We start from the raw sequence: 18,977 nt of genomic DNA, 5'->3' as shown, positions 1-18,977 counted from the left end.
CGGGTGGTGCGGCGGTGGACGACTCCGGCCTCGACGGCACGCAGGCGCCACCGCCGCCTCGCGCGTTCGCGGACCCGTCGGCGGGCCTGGTGGCGGCCGGCGGGCCGGCGCCCCGACCGCTGCCCGACGCGCTGACGGGCCCGGTCGCGCGGGACGCCGCGTTCCCCGACGCGCTGTCGACGGCGCGCGGTGACGCGGTGTTCCCCGACGCGTTGTCGGTCGCGCGGGACGCGCCGTTCCCCGACGCGCTCCCCGCCGGGGGCGCCGACGAGCCCGACCCAGCCCCGGCGGCGCCCGGACCCCCTGCCGCGCCCACCCGGCCGGTGCGCGGGCCCGCGGCGCGCAGGGCGGCCCGACGCGTGCCCGCGCAGGTCGTGCCGCCCGCGCAGGGCGCGCCACCGGGGAGCGGGTCGCGCATGGCGCCCGTCCCCCTGCCGACGGCGGTGGTCCAGCCCGAGCGCAGGGGCGGCAAGGGCGGGTTGGTGGGGTGGCTGCTGGTCCTGGCGGTGTCGAGCGGGCTGCTGGTCGGCGTCGCGCGTGAGATCATCGGGTTCGTGGCGGACTTGTTCCGGTGACCCGCCGACCACCCGGTTGGCGGATGCGGTCATGTGGCTGAATCGTCCCGGCTACGCTGTTTCCCTGCACGAACGGCGGGGGTGAGCACCATCCAGGACACCGGCACAGCGGCGTCGACCAGCCACCGGATTCGCAGTGTGTTGGCGATCCGGCCGTTCCGCAGGCTCTGGGGCGTCACCTATCTGTGCAGCGTCGGTGACTGGTTGTCATTGCTGGCCCTGACCGGACTGGTCACGAACCTGACCGAGAGCTACCAGTGGCAGAGCTTCTCGCTCAGCCTCGTGGTGCTGACCCAGCTGCTGCCCGGCATCCTGTTCGCCCCGCTCGGCGGCGTGCTGGCCGACCGGTTCGACCGGCGCAAGATCATGGTCGCCTGCGACCTGCTGCGCGGCGGGCTGTTCATCTCCATCGCCCTGGTCGGCACGGCGTGGTGGCTGTTCATCGCGAACTTCCTGGTCGGCTGCTGCGCGATGCTGTGGATCCCGGCCAAGGACTCGGCCGTGCCGAACCTGCTGCGCCGCCCCGACCAGGTCGAGACGGCCAACCAGCTCGGCCTGGTGATGACCTACGGCATCTCCGTCATCAGCGGCGCGGGCCTGTACTCGCTGATCTCCGGCATCCCCGGCTACCTGCACCTGCAGAGCACCGACCTGGAGTTCCGCGTCGCCACCATCGCCGTGATGGTCAACGGCGCGCTCTACGTCACGTCGGCGGTCCTGGTCGCCACCCGCATCCCGGAGCTGTCCGGCCGGGTCGCGAGCGCCCGGCGCACCCGCGGGGACGGCGCCGCGCCGGGCTTCTTCGCGATGCTGCGCGACGGCCTGCGCTACGCCGGCCGCACGCCGCTGGTGCGCGGCCTGGTGATCGGCATGATCGGCGCGTTCGCCGCCGCCGGCGCGGTCATCGGCACGGCGCCGCTGTACTCGCAGTCGCTGCTGGGCGGCGCGCCGGCGTTCGGCCTGCTGTTCGTGGCGGTGTTCACCGGCCTGGCGGTCGGCATGGCGCTCGCACCGCGGATGGCCCGCCGGCTGCCGCACGACCGGCTGTTCGGCGTCACGATCGTGCTGGCGGGGCTGAGCCTGATGGTCGTGGCCCTCGCGCCGCACCTGTGGGTCGCCCTGGTCGCGGTGGCGCTGGTCGGCGGCTGCGCCGGCACGGCGTTCCTGACCGGGCTGACCATCGTCGGCTCCCAGGTCGAGGACGCGATGCGCGGCCGGACGGTCGCGCTGCTGCAGTCCCTGCTCAAGATCGTGCTGGGCGCGTCGACCGCCGCCGCCCCGCTGCTGGTCAGCGTGATCCAGCGGCGGACGGTCACGGTGCTGGGCCACCCCATGCAGGTGGACGGGACCCGCCCGGTGCTCTTCGGCGCCGCGCTGGTCGCCGCGCTGCTCGGGCTGATCGCCTACCGGCAGATGGACAGCCGCCGGGCGGAGCCCATCCTGTCCGGCCTGCTGGACGCGCTGCGCGGTCGCGGCAGGCGGGGCGGCGGCCTGCTGATCGCGGTGGAGGGCGAGAGCCGGGCGGACACCGCCGCCCAGGCGCGGCTGCTGGCCGGGGCGCTGCGGTCGGCCGGGCACGAGGTGCTGCTGGCCTCCGACCCCGACCTGGACGAGCAGCGGCTGCGCGACCTGCTGTCCACCGCCGACCTGGCGGGCGTCCGGGCGCACGCGCTGGTGGCGGCGGCGGTGCGGGCCGACGTGGTGGAGCGCGAGGTGCGGCCCGCGCTGGCCGGCGGGTCGCTGGTGGTGATGGAGCGGTACGTGGACAGCCCGCTGGCGCACTTCAGCGCCGCGGGCACGCTCGAACCGCGCGAGGTGGAGGGCCTGGTCGACTGGGCCACCGGGCGGCTGCGGCCGGACGTGACGGTGCTGCTGGACCGGACCCCGGACGGGGACGCCGGCCCGCTGGACGCGGTGGAGCACCACTGGCGGGTGCAGCGGCTGCTGACCGAGATGGCGTCGGCCGACCCCGAGCGGTACGTCGTGGTGGACGCCGACGGCCCGGTGGACCAGGTCGCCGAGCGCGTGCGGGAGGCCGTGCTGCCGCTGGTGGCGCGGGCCCCGGTGCGACCGGTCGTCGAGAGCTCGTGACCGCTCGGTAGGTTTGTCGACCGTGGCCAACAGGGGTGTGTGGAGCGGGGTCGTCGGCCAGCCCGACGCGGTCGCGGTGCTCGCCGCCGCCGCCGAGGCCGCCGCGTCCCTCGTGGCGGGCGGTTCGCCCGCCCCCGGCGCGATGACCCACGCCTGGCTGTTCACCGGCCCGCCCGGCTCCGGCCGGTCCGAGGCCGCGCGGGCGTTCGCGGCGGCCCTCCAGTGCACGGCCGTCGACGACCGGCCCGGCTGCGGCGCGTGCGCGGGGTGCCACACGGCGCTGGCCGGCACGCATGCCGACGTGCGGGTGATCGCGCCGGAGGGGCTGTCCATCCCGGTCGGCGAGATGCGGTCGCTGGTGCAGGTCTCCGCGCGGCGGCCCACGTCCGGGCGGTGGCAGGTGGTGATCATCGCCGACGCCGACCGGCTGACCGAGGGAGCGTCGAACGCCCTGCTCAAGGCCGTGGAGGAACCGCCGGACCGGACCGTGTTCCTGCTCTGCGCGCCGTCGGCGCACCCCGACGACGTGTCGGTGACCATCCGGTCGCGGTGCCGGGTCGTGCCGCTGGGCACGCCGCGCGCGGAGTCGATCGCGTCGGCGCTGGTGGAGGAGGGCGTGGCCGCGGAGGCGGCGCGGTGGGCGGCGTCGGTGTGCGGCGGCCACGTGGGCCGCGCGCGCCGGCTCGCGACCGACGGGTCGGCGCGGGCGCGGCGGGAGGCCGTGCTGCGCGTCCCGCTGGCGCTGCGGCGCGCGGCGGACATCTTCACCTGCGCCGACAGCCTGGTGCAGGCGGCCGAGGAGGACGCCCGGACCGCCAACGAGTCGCGGGACGAGGCCGAGCGGCAGGCGCTGGAGACCGCCATGGGCGCCGGTGGCACCGGCAAGGGCACCGCCGCGGCGACGCGGGGCGCGAAGGGCGCGCTGAAGGACCTGGAGAAGCGGCAGAAGTCGCGGGCCACCCGGACCCAGCGGGACTCGCTGGACCAGGCGCTGGTGGACCTCGCGGCGTTCTACCGGGACGTGCTGGTGATCGCGTCCGGCGCGGCGGCCGCGCTGAACCACCCCGACCGGGCGGCGGACGCGCGGACCGCCGCCGAGTCGTGGTCGCCGGAGTCGGCGCTGCGGCGGCTGGAGGCGGTGCTGGCGTGCCGGGAGGCGCTGGAGCTGAACGTCAAGCCGCGCATCGCCGTGGAGGCGATGCTCACCACCCTCCAGCGCGGCTGATCCGGCGCCTCACCCCGCGGGCGGCGTCCCGGCCGGGTCGGTGGGGGTGGGCAGCGTCGAGCACGGGCAGGTTCGCGGCGGAGGTCCGGGCGTCGGCGTGGTCACCGGCCGGCCCGTCACGGGGGCGGGGCGCAGGGTGACCAGCGCGGAGGCGACGGGCAGGGTCGTCAGGCGCAGGAGGCCGCACCTCCCACGACGGCGACGACGGGTGCGGCGCCCGTGTGAGCGACGTCACTGCTGGTCCGTCGACCGGCCCCCCTGTCGGATGACGGCCGGTGCTTGGGCTATAGTTGTCGCGTCTCGCCGCCTTAGCTCAGTCGGCCAGAGCGGCTCACTCGTAATGAGCAGGTCATCGGTTCGATTCCGATAGGCGGCTCGGTGGGATAAGGACCAGGTCAGCGCGTCTGACCTGGTCCTTTTCGTTCCCCAGGCTGGTGACGAGCTATAGGGCGGCACCGTCTCGGGTGTCGTGTGCCCGAAGTGCGCCCATCGGTCCCGGTGGACCGGCGCGGGACGAGTTGGGCCGCTGCCGGTGCCGACCTCGACGCGGTCTACCGGGCCGAGGTGGACGTGGACGGCATCGTCACGGGGCTGACGTTGCCTCGGGACTGCGAGGCGCTGGGCGAGGAGATCACGGCGCGTAGCGTCGGCCTACTGATCCTCGACCCGCTGCTGTCCGCCATCGGGGCGGGGATCGACACCCATCGGGACCGGGAGCTGCGCCAGGCCCTCGAACCGCTGGCGCGCATGGCCGACCGAACCGGGTGCGCGGTGGTCGGGCCGGCCCACTTCAACAAGTCGGCGAGCCCGGACCCGCTGAACCTGATCACCGCAGTCGGGCGTTCTCCGCTGTGGCACGTGCCGTGTTGGCGGTCGCTCGCGACGAGGGGAGCGACAACGGCGCGTGTGTCATCAGTCAGGCCAAGAACAACCTCGGGCGGTTGGACCTGCCGTCACTGGGCTACCGCATCGAGTCGGCCGTGATCCCGACCGACGACGGACCCGCCGAGGTCGGTCGGCTGGTGATGGTGGGCGAGACCGAGCGCAGCGTGCGCGACATCCTCGCCGAGACCGGCGCTGATCCCGAGGCACGCTCGGAGCGCGACGAGGCGGCCGGATGGCTGCGCGACTACCTGATCCAGCACGGCGGCAGCGGCAAGGCAGCCGAGATCATCAAGGCCGCACGCGCGGACGGCATCGCCGAGGCGACGTTGAAGCGTGCCCGCAAGCGTGCCGGTATCGCCACCACCCGGCAGGGCTTCGGACAGGGGTCGGTCTGGTCGCTCGACTTGTGACTCGTCATCCGGATCACCATTCGGCCCGTTCGGATCACGTCATGGGTGCTGATCCGAATGAGCCGAATGGTGATCCCGACGAGCACCGTCGCGACCGGTCGGTAGCCTCCCCGCGCGCACGCGAGCAGCCCTGACCAGGGCCCCGACTGCCTTCCGCCCGACCGGTACGTCATAGCAGCTCGCGCTGTGTACGAAACTCGGGCGATTCCGGGCTACCGCCGCGCCGACGACGGCGCGAGTTGATCCGTCAACCGTTGGAGAGCTGCGCGACCGTCTGCACTGATCTCGGCAAGGCCGGCGTCGTCGGCTGCTCGGATCGTCCGTTGCACCTGGTGCGGCAACCGGTGGACCTCGGCAGCGGTCAGCGCCGCTCGGAACGCCTCCGTCGCGCCGTCTCGATGCCGGGCAGCGAGCAGCACTTGCCCGGCGGTCACCCGCTCGATGATGTGCCACTGGGGTGCGACGGGTGGACCGCTGACGTCGGTCTGCAACGCGCACACGGCCTCGGCGGCGCGGCCGGTCGAGATCAGGCCGCGCAGCTCGATCTCCCGGAACGTGAACCGGTTGAACAGCATTCCGCGCCCCGCTTCCGCGTCGAGCAGGTCGCGGTAACCGGTGATCGCCTGGTCGAAGAGGTCCGCGTCGCCCTGCTCCCCTGCCGCACGCGCCAGTAGGGCGAACGCCGCGCCCTGGCCTTCCCGATCACCGGACACGGCCACAGCTCGACTCAGGCGCGCGATCGCCGCGCCGACGTGGTCCGCCTTGCGCAGCTCGTTGCCGTGCATCCGGAGCGCGTGCGCGAGGAACACGGGATCTCCCAGCCGCTCGGCTACGACGAGGGCCTTGCCGGTCCAGCGCGCGGCAGCGGCCAGGCGTTCCTCGGGCAGGACGGTGCCCAGCGAGACGCCCAAGGCCGCCCTGCCCTGCCCGAGCAGGATCATCGTGTCGCGCTCGGCGCGGCCCTCGGCGGCGCGTGCCTCCAACCTGGCAACCAGCGGCCACAGCTCGTTGACCGCGTCGACCGCGCGCCCGGACTGGCGGGCGATCTCGGCGAGTCGGATGGTCGAGTCACCGAACTGGATCATCGCGGCGAAGTCGGCATCGTCGTTGTCCGTCACGCCGAGCACGTGCATCGGCAAGCCGAGAACACGGGCGATGTGGCGTCGGGTGGTGACGTCGCTGATGGTGCGCCGACCGGTCTCGATCATCGACACATAGGTCTTGTCGTAGCCGAGCAGTGCGGCGAGCCGTTCCTGGTTGAGGCCGTTCACCCGGCGGTAGACGCGCAGGATCGTCGCCAGGTCACGAGTCCTCAGCGCCGCTGCCGCCTCGGGAGCCGACCACAGCCACACTGCCGGTGTCAGCGGGCGAACCGACATGATCGGCGGTGAGTGACGTGCGCTCGCGTGGCACGTCGGACAGACCGGCTCGACCGCGAGCCTGCTCAACTCGGTCCCGCAAGCCTCGCATCGCCCACCCGCCATGAGCGACTACCGGATCAGTTCCCGGTCGGTCTCGCGCAGACGCGCGAACCAATTCCCGATCGAACGCTTGTACCCGTCCGGCATGTTGAGCCCGCGCACCTCGGACTCGGTGAACAGCCCGATCTCCTTGTGCTCGTGGGAGAGCACGGGTTCAGCGTCACCGTTCGGGTAGCAGCCGTAGGTCACGATGAACACGTTCTTCTCCGCCACGTTGATGTAGTACATCCACGTGTCGAGGATCGGCCCGGTGGTCACCTGCCACTGCGTTTCCTCGGTGATCTCCCGCGCCACACAGTCCTCGGGCGTCTCGCCGGGTTCGATCCGGCCTCCGGGTAGCTCCCACTCGTCGCGTTCGTTCTTCAGCAGCAACACCTTGTCGTCGCGCACCACCACGCCCTTGATCGAGACGGGGTAGACGGGCTGGCTCATCGGCGTTGACCTCCGGAAAGCATGAGCGATCTGCTCATCGGCAAAGTAGCACCCGGCAACCCTGCAATAGGCGACGCTGTGTTGACAGCTTGTCACTGGACGTACCAGGTCGGATCGCGCTCCCATGATCTCGCGAAACCAGTGTTTCGGGAGGTAGAGACGATGGATGGCCCGTTCGAGCGCGGTTGGATCGCGGCCGGTGATCAGGTGGCCATGGTGAAAGCGCTGACGCATCACGGCTTGGCTCTGGTCGAAGGACTCGTCGACTCGGCACACCTGTTGCGCGTCGCTCGCTCCGTTGCCACGGTCGTTCCGCATCGGGACAGCGCGTCGGACGGCGTCACCACGCTGGTGGACCTCGGATCAGCTCAGAACGGAGCGTTCGCCGGGTTCAGCTCGTGCGCGCTCCCGCCGCACACGGATCGCTCCGGTGTCGCCAACCCGCCCGCCTTGCTGGTCCTGGGTTGTTCGCAGCCCGCGACGAGCGGCGGTCAATGCGTGCTGATCGACGGACAGGCGGTGTACGACACGCTCGCCGACACCGCACCTGACGCGCTGACGGCGCTGTGCACGCCCCGGTCAGTGCTGTTCGGCGGTGCGTCGGGTCATCTCGGCGCGATCTTCACCGAGTACGACGGCGGACGGGTCACCATCAGGCTGCGCCAAGACGACCTCGTGCACTTCTCGCCCGAGGTGAGTCGGTGGCTGCCGACGCTGCGAGCGGCGATCGCCCGGCACATGCACGAGCTGGACCTGAGCGCCGGACAGGGCTACCTCCTCGACAACCACCGATGGCTGCACGGCCGGAGAGCGTTCACCGGGCACCGCGTGGTGCACCGGGTCAACGCCAACCCGTTGCCTCACCTCGGCATCCGGACCGGCATCCCCACCAGCGCGCACGTCCTCGGACGCCACCCACCAGAAGGGCTAGCAGCTCCCCATGATTCCCACGGATCTGCCCGTTCACATCGAGCAAGACAAGACCGCCCGCGCGAAGGTGATCGACGCCTGCGGTCTGACGTGCACGTTCTGCCACAACGAGGGCACACCCGTTGCAGTGGACAACCGCCGTCGTCCCGTTGGCGACTTCACGATTGCCGGTCCGAGCGGGCGCATGTCGATCTACGCCGCCGCCAACGGCGCGACCTTCCTTCCTGCCCCGATGCCCGCGAACGAGCAGTTCGGGCGCGCGCTGATCGCGTTATGCGAGGCGCTGCACCTGACCGAAGTCCACCTGACCGGCGGTGAACCCTCCAAGCATCCCGCCATCGCGCGGCTGACCAAGATCGCCACCGACGCGGGTTTGCGAGTCGGGATGACGTCCAACGGCGAGAACGGCGCGGAGGTGTTGCCCGCCTGCGCTGACGCTGGACTGGACCGGGTGAACTTCTCGATCTTCGGCACCACGGCCGCCGAACTCGCCCAGACCCAGCACGCCCGCTACCGCGACCCCGAACGCGCGCAGCGCAAGATCGACGCACTGAAACGCTCGATTGCCGTCTGTGAGGCGCACGGGGTCAAGGCCAGCGCCAACATCGTGGTAATCGACTACAGCCACGCGCCGCGCGTGCACCGCCTGCTCGATGAATACTCCCCGCACCTGTCGGTCCGACTGCTCAACTCGCTGGACCACGGCCCGGTCTCCGTCGAGGCCATCGAGCGCATCCTGGCTGAACGCGGGGCGGTCGCTGAGGCGCACTACATCACCGCAGGCGTCTCTGGGGCGCGCACCGCCTACCGCCTCCCGGACGGACGTCGGGTGTACTTCAAGCAGATTCGGCGCGTCCGGCTGCCCGAGACGTGCGCCGGATGCCGGTTCAACAACGACACCGACTGTCAAGAGGGCTTCTACGGCGTGCGGCTCTACTACGACCGCGACGGTCGTTACCAGGTCGGTGTCTGCATCCAACGGATGGACCTGACCATGCCCCTTGACGACTTCCTCACCGGGCCGGTGCTGACAGAAGTGCTGGCCCTGCGTGAGGTCGAGTACGACCGACTCACCCGCCGCCACGCGGCATAGCGTCGACCAGCACCGATCAACCAGGAAGGACGGCCGCGAGTGCCGATCGAGCACACTGCGCCCATTGAGTTCGAGGGGAAGATCCTCGACGTCGATCCCGCCGAGATGGAACGGCTCATCCTCGACAAGGGCGGGCAGAAGCTCGGCGAGCGGTTCATGCGCCGCTACGTCTACGACATCACGCCCGGCGACCAGTCGAAGTGGATCAGGCTGCGGGACACCGGGGACGAGGTGACGCTGACAGTCAAGCAGATCACCAGCGACGCCATCGACGGCACTCACGAGACCGAAGTGACCGTGAGCGACTTCGACACGACCAACGCCCTGCTCGGCGTGCTCGGGTTCACCGCGAAGTCGTACCAGGAGACCAAGCGCACGAGCTTCGTCCTCGACGGCGCACAGGTCGAGATCGACACGTGGCCGCGCATCCCGACCTACGTCGAGATCGAAGCCGGATCGAAGGACGAGGTCGTTCGGGTCGCCGGACTGCTTGGCTACGCCGAGGAGGAACTGACCGGGGAGAACACCATCAAGGTCTACGCCCTGTACGGCATCGACCTGAACACCATCTCTGACCTGCGCTTCTAGGTGTCAACGAGTGTGCTCGACGTGTGCCCGAGGTGCTCGGACGCATGATCACCGAGCGACAGGGATCGTCCCGAAACGGCAGCCGCCCCGGTCTGACCTGCAAGGATCAGACCGGGGCGGTACCACCTGTCAGCGCTCGACACGATCACTGGAGAACTCGTAATGAGCAGGTCATCGGTTCGATTCCGATAGGCGGCTCGGTGGGACGAAGGGTCAGGTCGGTCTTCCGGCCTGGCCCTTTTTCGTGGGCCCCTTTTTCGTGGGCGCCTCGCTCACTCGGTGCGCAGCACCCGGGTCGCGACGTCGCCGTAGCGCCGGTCCAGTTCCGCGGTCACCTCGTCCGGGGAGCCGACCACGGCGAAGGCGTGCAGCACCTCGTCGTCGACGGCGGCGGCCATGTCCGCCCACCGGCCCCGCCGGGACAGCCGGTGCAGCTCCTCGTGCAGGTCGCCCCAGCCGTGCAGGTCCAGCACCTTCCGGTAGGCCGGGGTGGAGCCGTAGAACGCGACCTGCCGCCTGACCTCCGCCACCTCCCGGTCGTCGCGCGCGACCAGCGCCGGCCCGCTGACCTCCAGCCCGGCGAGCGTCGCGCCGGCCTTGGCCCGGCCCCTGGCCAGCGCGGGCAGCGTCACCTCCCGCAGGTACCTCTCGGTGGTGAAGTTGTGGCACAGGAACCCGTCGGCGACCTCGCCCGCGACCTCGGTCATCAGCTCGCCGACCCCCGCGAGCCACACCTTCGGCGTGCCGTGCGGGTTGGGGCCGGGGTCGAAGAACGGGGTCATCAGGGTGTGCCGGTAGAACTCGCCGCGGAACCGCAGGCGCTCGCCGGTGGCCCAGGTGTGCCAGATGGCGCGCAGCGCCAGGACGAACTCGCGCATCCGGGCGGCGGGCCGCGACCAGGGCATCCCGAAGCGGTTGGTGACGTGCGGCTCGACCTGGGAGCCCAGGCCCAGGTTGAACCGGCCGCCGGAGAGCAGGTGCAGGTCGTTGGCCTGCACGGCGGTGGTCATGGGGTTGCGCGCGAACGCCACGGCGATGGCGGTGCCCAGTTCGACGCCCGTGCGGTCGGCGACCCGGGCCAGGCCGACGAACGGGTCGTGCCGGGTCTCGGACAGCCAGAAGCCCGAGCAGCCGTCGGCCTCGGCCCGCCGGAGGGCGGCCAGGGCGGTGCGCGGGTCGGCGGAGACGTCCAGGCGGTCGACCTTCACACCGGTGAAACTAGCGGGTGGCGCTCCCGGCGCGCGGGGTCAGGCGCGGTTCGGCCGCAGCGTCCAGACGACGACCATCTCGGCGGTGGTCGCGCCCTCGGCGTCGGTCACGGTCACGGTGACCGGGAACTCCGGGCGCGTGCCCGCGGCCAGCTCGGCCAGCACCTCGTCGGCGGGCCGCCCCAGCACGGCCTCCGCGCGCAGCGGGCCCAGCGCCACCTTGCGGTAGGCGATCTCCGACCGCGCGACCAGCGGTGTGGCCCTGGCCACGTGCGGGCCGAAGGCGGCCAGGGTGACCGCGCCCGACGCGGTCTCCCCGAGGCCGAAGACCATGGCCGCGTGCGGGCCCGCCACGTGGTTGCGCACGGCCGGGTCGTCCGGCAGCGCGGCCACCGCCCGGTCGCCCGTGACCTCGACGAACTCCACGCCGCTGGTCCTGACCCACGGCACGGCCTGCTTCATCGCCTCGGCGACGGACGAGTGGTCGGTGCTCATGGCCGGGGATGTTACCGGCTGGTAGGCACGAGACGCGGATCACCGCTTATTTCGTTTGCCAGGACTCCTCGGGAAGACCATGCTTGCATCCAGCAACTAGTTGGATGATGCAAGCAACGGAGTGTTCCATGGTGACCTCGGTGGGTGACGCTGCCGGCGATCCCCGCCTCGCCGACGCCGAGCGGGTCGGCACGGCGCTGGTGCGGCTGAACAAGATGCACGCCTGCGTCGCCGCGCACCTGAGCAGGGCCGGCCTGGACAAGGCGTCGTTCGTGCTGCTCGCCAACCTGAGCCACCTGGGGCCGTCGCGGTCGAGCGCGCTGGCGGAGGCGGTCTTCTCGGACCCCTCGACGGTCAGCCGCCAGGTCGCGACGCTCGTCAAGGAGGGGTGGGTCGAACGCCGGGCGGATCCCGACGACGGCCGGGCCAGCGTGCTGGCCGTGACGGACGCGGGGAAACGCCTGCTCGAAGAGCGGCGGCTGATGCGCAACCGGTCCATCGCCCGAATGCTCGCCGACTGGTCCGAAGAGGACCTCGCGGCGTTCCTCGACCACTTCGAGCGCTTCGTGGGCGACTACGAACGCGCTCTACCGGAGTTCATCGCTGAGAGCGGACTGGGGCCGCGCTCAGAAGGGGAGAGCTGATGTCGGAGACGACGACCCGAGCGGACGCGCCGCCACCCGGCGCCGCCCTGCTCACCCACCGGCAGATCCTGACGATCCTGTCGGGGCTGCTGCTGGGGCTGTTCCTCGCCGCGCTGGACCAGATGATCGTGGCCACCGCCATGAAGACCATCGCGGACGAGCTCAACGGCCAGACGCTCCAGGCGTGGGCGACCACCGCCTACCTGATCACGGCCACCATCTCGACGCCGCTGTACGGCAAGCTGTCCGACATCTACGGCCGCAAGCCGATGTACCTGACCGCGATCTCGCTGTTCCTGGTGGGCTCGCTGCTGTGCGGCATCGCGAACTCGATGTACGAGCTGGCCGCGTTCCGCGCGGTGCAGGGCCTGGGCGCCGGCGGTCTGATGTCGCTGGCCATGGCCATCCTGGCGGACATCACCTCGCCGCGGGAGCGCAGCCGCTACACCGGCTACTTCATGGCGGTGTTCGGCGTCTCCAGCGTCGCCGGCCCCGTCGTCGGCGGGCTGTTCGCGGGCCTGGAGAGCTTCCTGGGCACCGCCGGCTGGCGGTGGGTGTTCCTGGTCAACGTGCCGATCGCCCTGATCGCCCTGGTCGTGGTGGCCCGCGTGCTCAACGTCCCGCACAAGCGGGTCGACCACCGCATCGACTACCTCGGCGCCGCGCTGCTCACCGTCGGCCTCGTGCCGCTGCTGATCGTCGCCGAGCAGGGCCGCGAGTGGGGCTGGGCCTCGGGGACCTCGTTCGCCCTCTACGCGGTCGGCGTGCTGGGCCTGGTCGGGTTCGTCCTGGCCGAGCGGCGGATGGGCGACGAGGCGCTGCTGCCGCTGCGGCTGTTCCGCCGGCAGACCTTCGCGCTGGGCAACACGATCAACTTCGTGCTCGGCCTCGCGATGTTCGGCGGCATGGTGTCGCTGCCGCTGTACCTGCAGATCGTGAAGGGCTACTCGGCCACCCAGTCCGGCCTGATGATGCTGCCGCTCACGCTCGGCATCATGACCGCCGCCGGGGTCAGCGGCAACATCACCGCGAAGACCGGTCGCTACAAGGTGTTCCCGGTGATCGGGTTCGGGCTGCTGACGGCCGCGCTGCTCGTGTTCGGCACGATCGGCACCGACACGCCGGTCTGGCAGCCGCTGGTGTACATGTTCTTCCTGGGCGCCGGGCTCGGCCTGTGCATGCAGACGCTGCTGGTGGCCATCCAGAACGACGCGGAGCCCCGCGACATGGGCGTCGCGACCGCCTCGGCCACGTTCTTCCGGCAGATCGGCGGCACGGTCGGCACCGCGGTGTTCCTGTCGATCCTGTTCAGCACGGTCGCCGACAAGATCGGCAACGGCCTGCGCGCGGCGGCGGTGGACCCGGCGTTCACCGCGGCGCTCGCCCGGCCGGAGAACCAGCAGTTCGCCGCGTCGCTCCAGGGCGGCGGCGGGCTGAGCCTGGACAACACCGAGTTCCTCGGCACCCTGGACCCGGTGCTGGCGCGGCCGTTCCTGGACGGCTTCTCCGGCTCGATCGACCTGGTGTTCCTGGTCGGCAGCGGGATCGCGCTGATCGGCTTCGCCATCGTGTGGTTCCTGCGCGAGGTGCCGCTGTCCAGCCGGTCCGGCCTGGAGCGGGTCAGCGACGAGGACGGCGCCGCGCAGCCGCCGGTCGCGATCCACTAGACCGGCGCCACCCCGGACGCGAGAGGAGCGGGTCACCCGACCGGGTGGCCCGCTCCTCTCGCACCCGCGCAGGGGCTCAGTGGTCCTCGCCGCGCGCCACGGCGTCCTTCAGGCGCTGGTAGGACCGCACGATCTCGGCCTCGGCGTCGGCCCGGCCCACCCAGGTGGCGCCCTCGACGCTCTTGCCCGGCTCCAGGTCCTTGTAGACCTCGAAGAAGTGCTGGATCTCCAGGCGGTAGAACTCGCTGAGGTGGTGGATGTCGCGCAGGTGCTCCGAGCGGGGGTCCTCCGCCGGCACGCACAGCAGCTTGTCGTCGCCGCCCTTCTCGTCGGTCATGCGGAACATGCCGATGGCGCGGGCGCGGATCAGGCAGCCCGGGAAGGTCGGCTCCTGGACCAGGACCAGCGCGTCGAGCGGGTCGCCGTCCTCACCCAGGGTGTCGTCGACGAAGCCGTAGTCCGCCGGGTACTGGGTGGCCGTGAACAGGGTCCGGTCCAGCCGGATGCGCCCCGTCTTGTGGTCCATCTCGTACTTGTTGCGGACACCCTTGGGGATCTCGATGGTGACGTCGAACTCCACTGCGCGGTCCTCGCTCGTCCTTGACGTTCGTTACGCCACTAGTGTGGACCACGAGGTGTCGTCAACCCTCACCCGCGTGCTGGTCGCGGGTGTGACATTGCTTGTAATCGACAGCGGAGGACTGCGTGCCCGACGAGCCATCGTGGCCGACCGTCGACGGCGACGAAGCGGCCCCGGGGCCGCCGACGCCGCAGGTCAGGCGGTCCGGTCCGGCCGATCCGCCGACGATGCGCATCCCCGTGCCGCCGCCGGGCCCGGCGAGCGCCGGCCCGCCGCGGGCCGGCGCCGCTGAACCGATCACGGACCGTGAGAGGCCCCCGGCCGGGCACCGGGGGGCGCCCGGCGCGGCGGCGGCCGGCGGGTGGTCCGGTGCGCGGCCCGCGGGCGGGCCGCCCGGTGCGGAAGGCGCCGGGGCCCGGGGTGCGGAAGGCGCTGGACCGCGGGGTGCGGAGGGTGCCGGGCCGCGGGGTGCGGAGGGTGCCGGGCCGCGGGGCGCGGAGGGCGTCGAGCGACCCGGTGCGGAAGGTCCCGGGCGGTCCGGGTCCGATGTGGAGGGTGCGGGCGGGCGGCCCGGCGCGGCGGCGGCCGGCGGGTGGTCCGGGGCCGGCGCGGAGCCGGGGCGGGACGCGCCCGCCGCGAAGGCCACCCCGGCGCCGCGCCCCGCCGACGAGCCCGACGAGCCCGCCGCCCGCCCCGAGCGGTTCCGGCGGGCCGACGAGATCGAGGCCGAGCAGCCCCGGCGCCGGCGCCCGCTGCTGGTGGTCGGCGCGCTGGCGCTGGTCGTCCTGCTCGCGGGCGGCGCGGTGGCCGGTTGGCAGCTCGGCTGGCTGTCCGGCGCGCCCACCCCGACCACGGCCGCGCCGCAGCCGCCCGCCCCCGTCACCGCGGCGATCAAGGGCGTCGGCTCGGACGCGCCCGCGCCCACCGCCGCCGGCGTCGCCGCGGTGCTGAAGGGGCCGGCGGGCAACGGCGCGCTCGGCACGCTGACCGGCAGCGTGGTCGACCCGGCGAGCGGCGCGGTGCTGTGGAAGCAGGGCGAGACGACGCCGCTGACCCCCGCCTCGACGGTCAAGGTCCTGGTCGCGGCGGCCGCGCTGCTCACCCTCGACCACACCGACCGGCTGACGACCAGGGTGGTGCGGGGCGACCAGCCGGGCACCGCCGTGCTGGTCGGCGGCGGCGACCCCACGCTGTCCTCGCTGCCCGCCGACCGCCGGACGGTCTACCCCGGCGCGGCCACCCTGGACGACCTGGCCGCGCGGGTGAAGGCGCGGGGCCCGGTCGACCGGCTGCTGTTCGACGTCAGCCGCTACCAGGGCGACGGCCTGGCGCCCGGCTGGGCGCCGGAGGACGTGCCGGACGGCTACGTCGCGCCGATCGTGCCGCTGATGGCTGACGGCGGGCGGCAGGACCCGACGATGATGGACAACCCGCGCTCGGCGACCCCCGCCGCCGCGGCCGCCGCCGCGCTGGCGGCGCGGCTGGGCGTGCCGTCGGCGGGTCCGGGCGCCGCCGCGCCCGGCGCGGAGGTGCTGGCCGAGGTCGAGTCCGCGCCGGTGGACCAGCTGGTCGAGAACATGATGCAGATCTCGGACAACGTGCTGGCCGAGACGCTGGGCCGGGAGGTCGCCCTGGCCAGGGGGATGCCGCCCACGTTCGCCGGCGCGGTGCAGGCGGTCCGGGCGGTGCTCACCGAGAACGGGTTCGACCTGACCGGCGCGGAGGTCGTCGACGCGTCGGGGCTGTCGGTGGACGACAAGGTGCCCGCGCGGCTGCTGACCGACATCCTCGTGGCCGCGGGCGAGCCCGGCGCCGCGGACCCCCGGACGGCGAAGCTGCGCCCGCTGATGACCGCGCTGCCGGTGGCGGGCGGCAGCGGGACGCTGGCCGGGCGCTACCAGGAGGCGGGCGCGGCGGGCAAGGGCTGGGTGCGGGCCAAGACCGGGACGCTGACCGGCGTGAACTCGCTGGCCGGCGTGGTCGTGGACACCGACGGGCGGCTCCTGGTGTTCGCGTTCATGTCGCTCAGCCCGGCCGAGAACCGGGTGGTGCGCCACGCGCTGGACGAACTGGCCGCCGCGCTGCGGACCTGTGGCTGCGGGGGCTGAGCCGGGAGTGTCGCCGGGCCGGCCGCCGCAGGTAGCGTCAGCGGGTGTGGACCCCTCAGCGCAGGATCACCGCACCGCGGGCAGCGACCCCGTCGACTGGGAGCTGGCCGTCGCCACCGCCGCCCGGCTCGTCCGACCGGGCCCGGCGGTGCCCCGGGCCGAGGCCGACACCGCGGTGGGGCGGCTGCGCGAGCAGGCCGTCGACGCCGAGGTGCACGTCCGGGAGGTGACCGGCCTGGGGCACGGCCTGCCGCTGCGGGCGGGCGAGGTCGTGGACCGGCCGGGCTGGGTGCGGGCGGCCGCCCAGGGGCTCGCCGCGCTGACCGACGGTGCGCTGCCCCGGCAGTCGGGCGCGTTCGGCGGCGTGCTGGCGGGCACCGCCGGCGTGCAGGCGGGCGTGGTCCTGGCCTTCCTCAGCGCGCGCGTGCTCGGGCAGTACGACCCGTTCTCCGCCGGCGGCCGGCTGCTGCTGGTCGCGCCGAACGTCGTCGGCGCGCAGCGGGCGCTGGACGTGCCGGGGGCGGACTTCGGCATGTGGGTGTGCCTGCACGAGGGCACGCACCGGCTGCAGTTCACGGCCGTGCCGTGGCTCGGCGGGCACTTCGCCGGCCTGGTCGCCGAGCTGCTGGGTTCGATGGACGACGGCGTCGCGCCCCGGCTGCGCGACCTGCCCGCGCGGCTGCGCGAGGCGGGCGGGTTCGTCGACCTGTGGCAGAGCCCTGCCCAGCGCGCGGTGCTGGACCGCCTGATCGCCCTGTCCACGCTGCTGGAGGGGCACGCCGACCACGTGATGGACGCGGTGGGCCCGGAGGTCGTGCCGAACGTCGCGGTCATCCGCGAGCGGTTCACCGCGCGCCGCAAGGGCGGCGGGGTGCTCGACCGGGTGCTGCGCACCCTGCTCGGCGTGGAGGCCAAGGTCCGGCAGTACGCGGAGGGCGCGGCCTTCACGCGGCACGTCGTCGACCGGGTCGGCATGGCCGGCTTCAACGCCGTGTGGACCGACCCCGGGACGCTGCCCACGAGGGCCGAGATCGCCGACCCCGCCGCCTGGCTGCGCCGCGTCTCGCCGTGAACGGGCCGCTGGCCCTCGTGCGCACGGCGGTGAAGCGGTTCCTGGCCGAGCACGCGCCCGAGCACGTCACGGTCGCCGTGTCGGGCGGCGCGGACTCGCTCGCGCTGGCCGCCGCCACGGCCCGGCTGGCGCCCGGCTCGGCCGCGGTCGTGGTCGACCACGGGCTCCAGGAGGGCTCCGCGCACGTGGCCGAGCGGGCCGCGCGCACCTGCCGGGAGCTGGGCCTGCGGGCGGAGGTCCGCAGGGTCGTGGTGAGCGGTCCGGGCGGCCCGGAGGCGGCGGCCCGGCGGGCCCGCTACGCGGCGCTGCGGCCCGACCGGGGCGTGGTGCTGCTCGGCCACACCCGCGACGACCAGGCGGAGACCGTGCTGCTGGGCCTGGGGCGCGGCTCCGGGCCCCGCAGCATCGCCGGGATGCGCCCGTACGACCCCCCGTGGGGGCGCCCGCTGCTCGCCGTCCCGCGCGCGGCGACCGCCGCGGCGTGCGCCGAGCTGGGCCTGCGGCCGTGGGTCGACCCGCACAACGCCGACCCGGCCTACACCCGCGTCCGGCTGCGCACCGAGGTGCTGCCGCTGCTGGAGGACGTGCTCCAGCAGGGCGTTGCCGACGCGCTGGCCCGCACCGCCGCGCAGCTGCGCGAGGACGGCGACGCGCTCGACGCGCTCGCCGAGGGCTTCCCGGGCGACCGCCAGTCGGCGGCCGACCTCGCGCGCCTCCCGCCGGCCCTGCGCCGGCGTGTTCTTCGTCTCTGGCTGCTCGGCGCGGGCGTGCCCGAGTTGTCCGACTCCCACCTCAGGAGGGTGGACGCGCTGGTCGGCGACTGGCGCGGGCAGGGCGGCGTCTGGCTGCCCGGCGGCTTTGTGGCGCGCCGGGCGCATGGCAGGCTGCGGGTGGAAGCCGTGCAGTCATGACAAAAGGGGATCGTCCGTGTACGACGGCGACATCGCCTCCGTGCTCATCACCGAGCAGGAAATCAGCGACAAGGTCGCGGAGCTGGCCAAGAAGGTCGCGGCCGACCACCCGGCCGACGGCGGGTCCGACCTCGTCTTGATCACCGTGCTCAAGGGCGCGGTGATGTTCATGACCGACCTGGCCAGGGCGCTGCCGGTGCCCGTGCAGCTGGAGTTCATGGCGGTCAGCTCCTACGGCTCGGCCACGTCCTCGTCGGGTGTGGTGCGCATCCTCAAGGACCTCGACCGGGACATCGTGGACCGCGACGTGGTCATCGTCGAGGACATCATCGACTCGGGCCTGACCCTGTCCTGGCTGCTGAAGAACCTGGCGTCCCGCAAGCCGCGCTCGCTGGAGGTCTGCTCGCTGCTGCGCAAGCCCGACGCGGTGAAGGTGGACGTGCCGGTGAAGTACGTCGGCTTCGACATCCCGAACGAGTTCGTGGTCGGCTACGGCCTCGACTACGCCGAGCGCTACCGCGACCTGCCCTACATCGGCACCCTGGACCCCAAGGTCTACTCCGGCTGAGACCGGCGCCCCGG

At 72.9% G+C, this 18,977-nt stretch carries 17 protein-coding genes, 1 tRNA gene and 2 pseudogenes; 15 read left to right on the top strand and 5 right to left on the bottom strand.

The genetic code is table 11. The annotated features are described in order from the left end of the window. Nucleotides 1-14: 14 nt before the first annotated feature. From JOE68_RS13515 to JOE68_RS13490, 6 genes and pseudogenes are all read left to right on the top strand, one after another. On the top strand, nucleotides 15-575 hold the full coding sequence (locus JOE68_RS13515) for a hypothetical protein (protein ID WP_204842704.1): 561 nt from the start codon (nucleotides 15-17) through the stop codon (nucleotides 573-575). A gap of 81 nt (nucleotides 576-656) precedes the next feature. Further along, nucleotides 657-2,666 (top strand): bifunctional MFS transporter/dTMP kinase, encoded by a 2,010-nt coding sequence (locus JOE68_RS13510; RefSeq protein ID WP_204842703.1) that lies wholly within the window; start codon nucleotides 657-659, stop codon nucleotides 2,664-2,666. Between the two features lie 22 nt (nucleotides 2,667-2,688). Beyond that, a complete protein-coding gene (locus JOE68_RS13505; protein WP_307819663.1) occupies nucleotides 2,689-3,891 on the top strand; it encodes a DNA polymerase III subunit delta' in 1,203 nt (400 codons plus the stop codon). Between the two features lie 302 nt (nucleotides 3,892-4,193). After that, nucleotides 4,194-4,267: transfer RNA gene (locus tag JOE68_RS13500), tRNA-Thr, on the top strand. A 95-nt stretch (nucleotides 4,268-4,362) separates the two neighbouring features. After that, nucleotides 4,363-4,683 (top strand): annotated as a pseudogene (locus JOE68_RS32455) (AAA family ATPase); the annotation flags it as partial. A gap of 59 nt (nucleotides 4,684-4,742) precedes the next feature. After that, the gene (locus JOE68_RS13490; RefSeq protein ID WP_239562237.1) at nucleotides 4,743-5,186 is read left to right on the top strand and encodes a hypothetical protein; all 444 of its coding nucleotides are present in this window, start codon (nucleotides 4,743-4,745) and stop codon (nucleotides 5,184-5,186) included. A gap of 212 nt (nucleotides 5,187-5,398) precedes the next feature. On the opposite strand, the gene JOE68_RS13485 is transcribed toward JOE68_RS13490, so the two are convergent. Together JOE68_RS13485 and JOE68_RS31165 are read right to left on the bottom strand one after the other, a co-directional pair. Beyond that, nucleotides 5,399-6,634, bottom strand: coding sequence for a helix-turn-helix transcriptional regulator (locus tag JOE68_RS13485; protein ID WP_239562236.1), 1,236 nt, complete (start codon nucleotides 6,632-6,634; stop codon nucleotides 5,399-5,401). 42 nt (nucleotides 6,635-6,676) lie between these two features. Beyond that, entirely contained in the window at nucleotides 6,677-7,417 is a 741-nt protein-coding gene (locus JOE68_RS31165) for an NUDIX hydrolase (RefSeq protein ID WP_239562235.1), read from the bottom strand. Here JOE68_RS31165 and JOE68_RS32450 point away from each other — a divergent pair. The 3 genes and pseudogenes from JOE68_RS32450 to JOE68_RS13465 form a co-directional block, all read left to right on the top strand. Next, a pseudogene (locus tag JOE68_RS32450) lies at nucleotides 7,313-7,882 on the top strand (TauD/TfdA family dioxygenase); the annotation flags it as partial. The gene JOE68_RS31165 and the pseudogene JOE68_RS32450 sit on opposite strands and share 105 nt — an antisense overlap. Nucleotides 7,883-8,039: 157 nt before the next feature. Beyond that, nucleotides 8,040-9,122 (top strand): radical SAM protein, encoded by a 1,083-nt coding sequence (locus tag JOE68_RS13470; protein WP_204842697.1) that lies wholly within the window; start codon nucleotides 8,040-8,042, stop codon nucleotides 9,120-9,122. Nucleotides 9,123-9,161: 39 nt separating this feature from the next. Continuing rightward, nucleotides 9,162-9,710, top strand: coding sequence for a class IV adenylate cyclase (locus JOE68_RS13465; RefSeq protein WP_307819662.1), 549 nt, complete (start codon nucleotides 9,162-9,164; stop codon nucleotides 9,708-9,710). 272 nt (nucleotides 9,711-9,982) lie between these two features. On the opposite strand, the gene JOE68_RS13460 is transcribed toward JOE68_RS13465, so the two are convergent. Beyond that, the gene (locus JOE68_RS13460; RefSeq protein WP_307819661.1) at nucleotides 9,983-10,918 is read right to left on the bottom strand and encodes a TIGR03617 family F420-dependent LLM class oxidoreductase; all 936 of its coding nucleotides are present in this window, start codon (nucleotides 10,916-10,918) and stop codon (nucleotides 9,983-9,985) included. 39 nt (nucleotides 10,919-10,957) lie between these two features. Then, nucleotides 10,958-11,413, bottom strand: coding sequence for a DUF4442 domain-containing protein (locus JOE68_RS13455; RefSeq protein WP_204842696.1), 456 nt, complete (start codon nucleotides 11,411-11,413; stop codon nucleotides 10,958-10,960). A gap of 140 nt (nucleotides 11,414-11,553) precedes the next feature. On the opposite strand from JOE68_RS13455, the gene JOE68_RS13450 reads away from it, so the two are divergent. Continuing rightward, a complete protein-coding gene (locus JOE68_RS13450; RefSeq protein WP_307819660.1) occupies nucleotides 11,554-12,057 on the top strand; it encodes a MarR family winged helix-turn-helix transcriptional regulator in 504 nt (167 codons plus the stop codon). Beyond that, nucleotides 12,057-13,724 carry an MDR family MFS transporter gene (locus JOE68_RS13445; RefSeq protein ID WP_204842694.1) on the top strand — a complete coding sequence of 556 codons (1,668 nt, stop codon included), beginning with the start codon at nucleotides 12,057-12,059 and terminating at the stop codon, nucleotides 13,722-13,724. The genes JOE68_RS13450 and JOE68_RS13445 overlap by 1 nt, the downstream gene beginning before the upstream one ends. 76 nt (nucleotides 13,725-13,800) lie before the next feature. On the opposite strand, the gene JOE68_RS13440 is transcribed toward JOE68_RS13445, so the two are convergent. After that, a complete protein-coding gene (locus tag JOE68_RS13440; protein WP_204842693.1) occupies nucleotides 13,801-14,304 on the bottom strand; it encodes an inorganic diphosphatase in 504 nt (167 codons plus the stop codon). Between the two features lie 548 nt (nucleotides 14,305-14,852). Between JOE68_RS13440 and dacB the strand changes: the two genes are divergently transcribed. The 4 genes from dacB to hpt are packed head-to-tail and all read left to right on the top strand — an operon-like array spanning nucleotide 14,853 to nucleotide 18,963. Then, on the top strand, nucleotides 14,853-16,412 hold the full coding sequence (gene dacB, locus JOE68_RS13435; protein ID WP_204842692.1) for a D-alanyl-D-alanine carboxypeptidase/D-alanyl-D-alanine endopeptidase: 1,560 nt from the start codon (nucleotides 14,853-14,855) through the stop codon (nucleotides 16,410-16,412). Between the two features lie 46 nt (nucleotides 16,413-16,458). Continuing rightward, the gene (locus JOE68_RS13430) at nucleotides 16,459-17,484 is read left to right on the top strand and encodes an Rv3626c family coenzyme F420 biosynthesis-associated protein (RefSeq protein WP_204842691.1); all 1,026 of its coding nucleotides are present in this window, start codon (nucleotides 16,459-16,461) and stop codon (nucleotides 17,482-17,484) included. Continuing rightward, nucleotides 17,481-18,395 (top strand): tRNA lysidine(34) synthetase TilS, encoded by a 915-nt coding sequence (tilS, locus tag JOE68_RS13425; RefSeq protein ID WP_204842690.1) that lies wholly within the window; start codon nucleotides 17,481-17,483, stop codon nucleotides 18,393-18,395. Before JOE68_RS13430 ends, tilS begins: the two co-directional genes overlap by 4 nt. Before the next feature lie 16 nt (nucleotides 18,396-18,411). Beyond that, complete coding sequence (gene hpt, locus JOE68_RS13420) at nucleotides 18,412-18,963, top strand: hypoxanthine phosphoribosyltransferase (RefSeq protein WP_204842689.1); 552 nt, start codon at nucleotides 18,412-18,414, stop codon at nucleotides 18,961-18,963. Nucleotides 18,964-18,977 lie beyond the last annotated feature (14 nt).

Origin of the sequence: Saccharothrix algeriensis, from assembly GCF_016907655.1 — a bacterium.
Lineage (GTDB): Bacteria > Actinomycetota > Actinomycetes > Mycobacteriales > Pseudonocardiaceae > Actinosynnema > Actinosynnema algeriense.
This window is presented reverse-complemented; position numbering and strand designations above follow the sequence as displayed.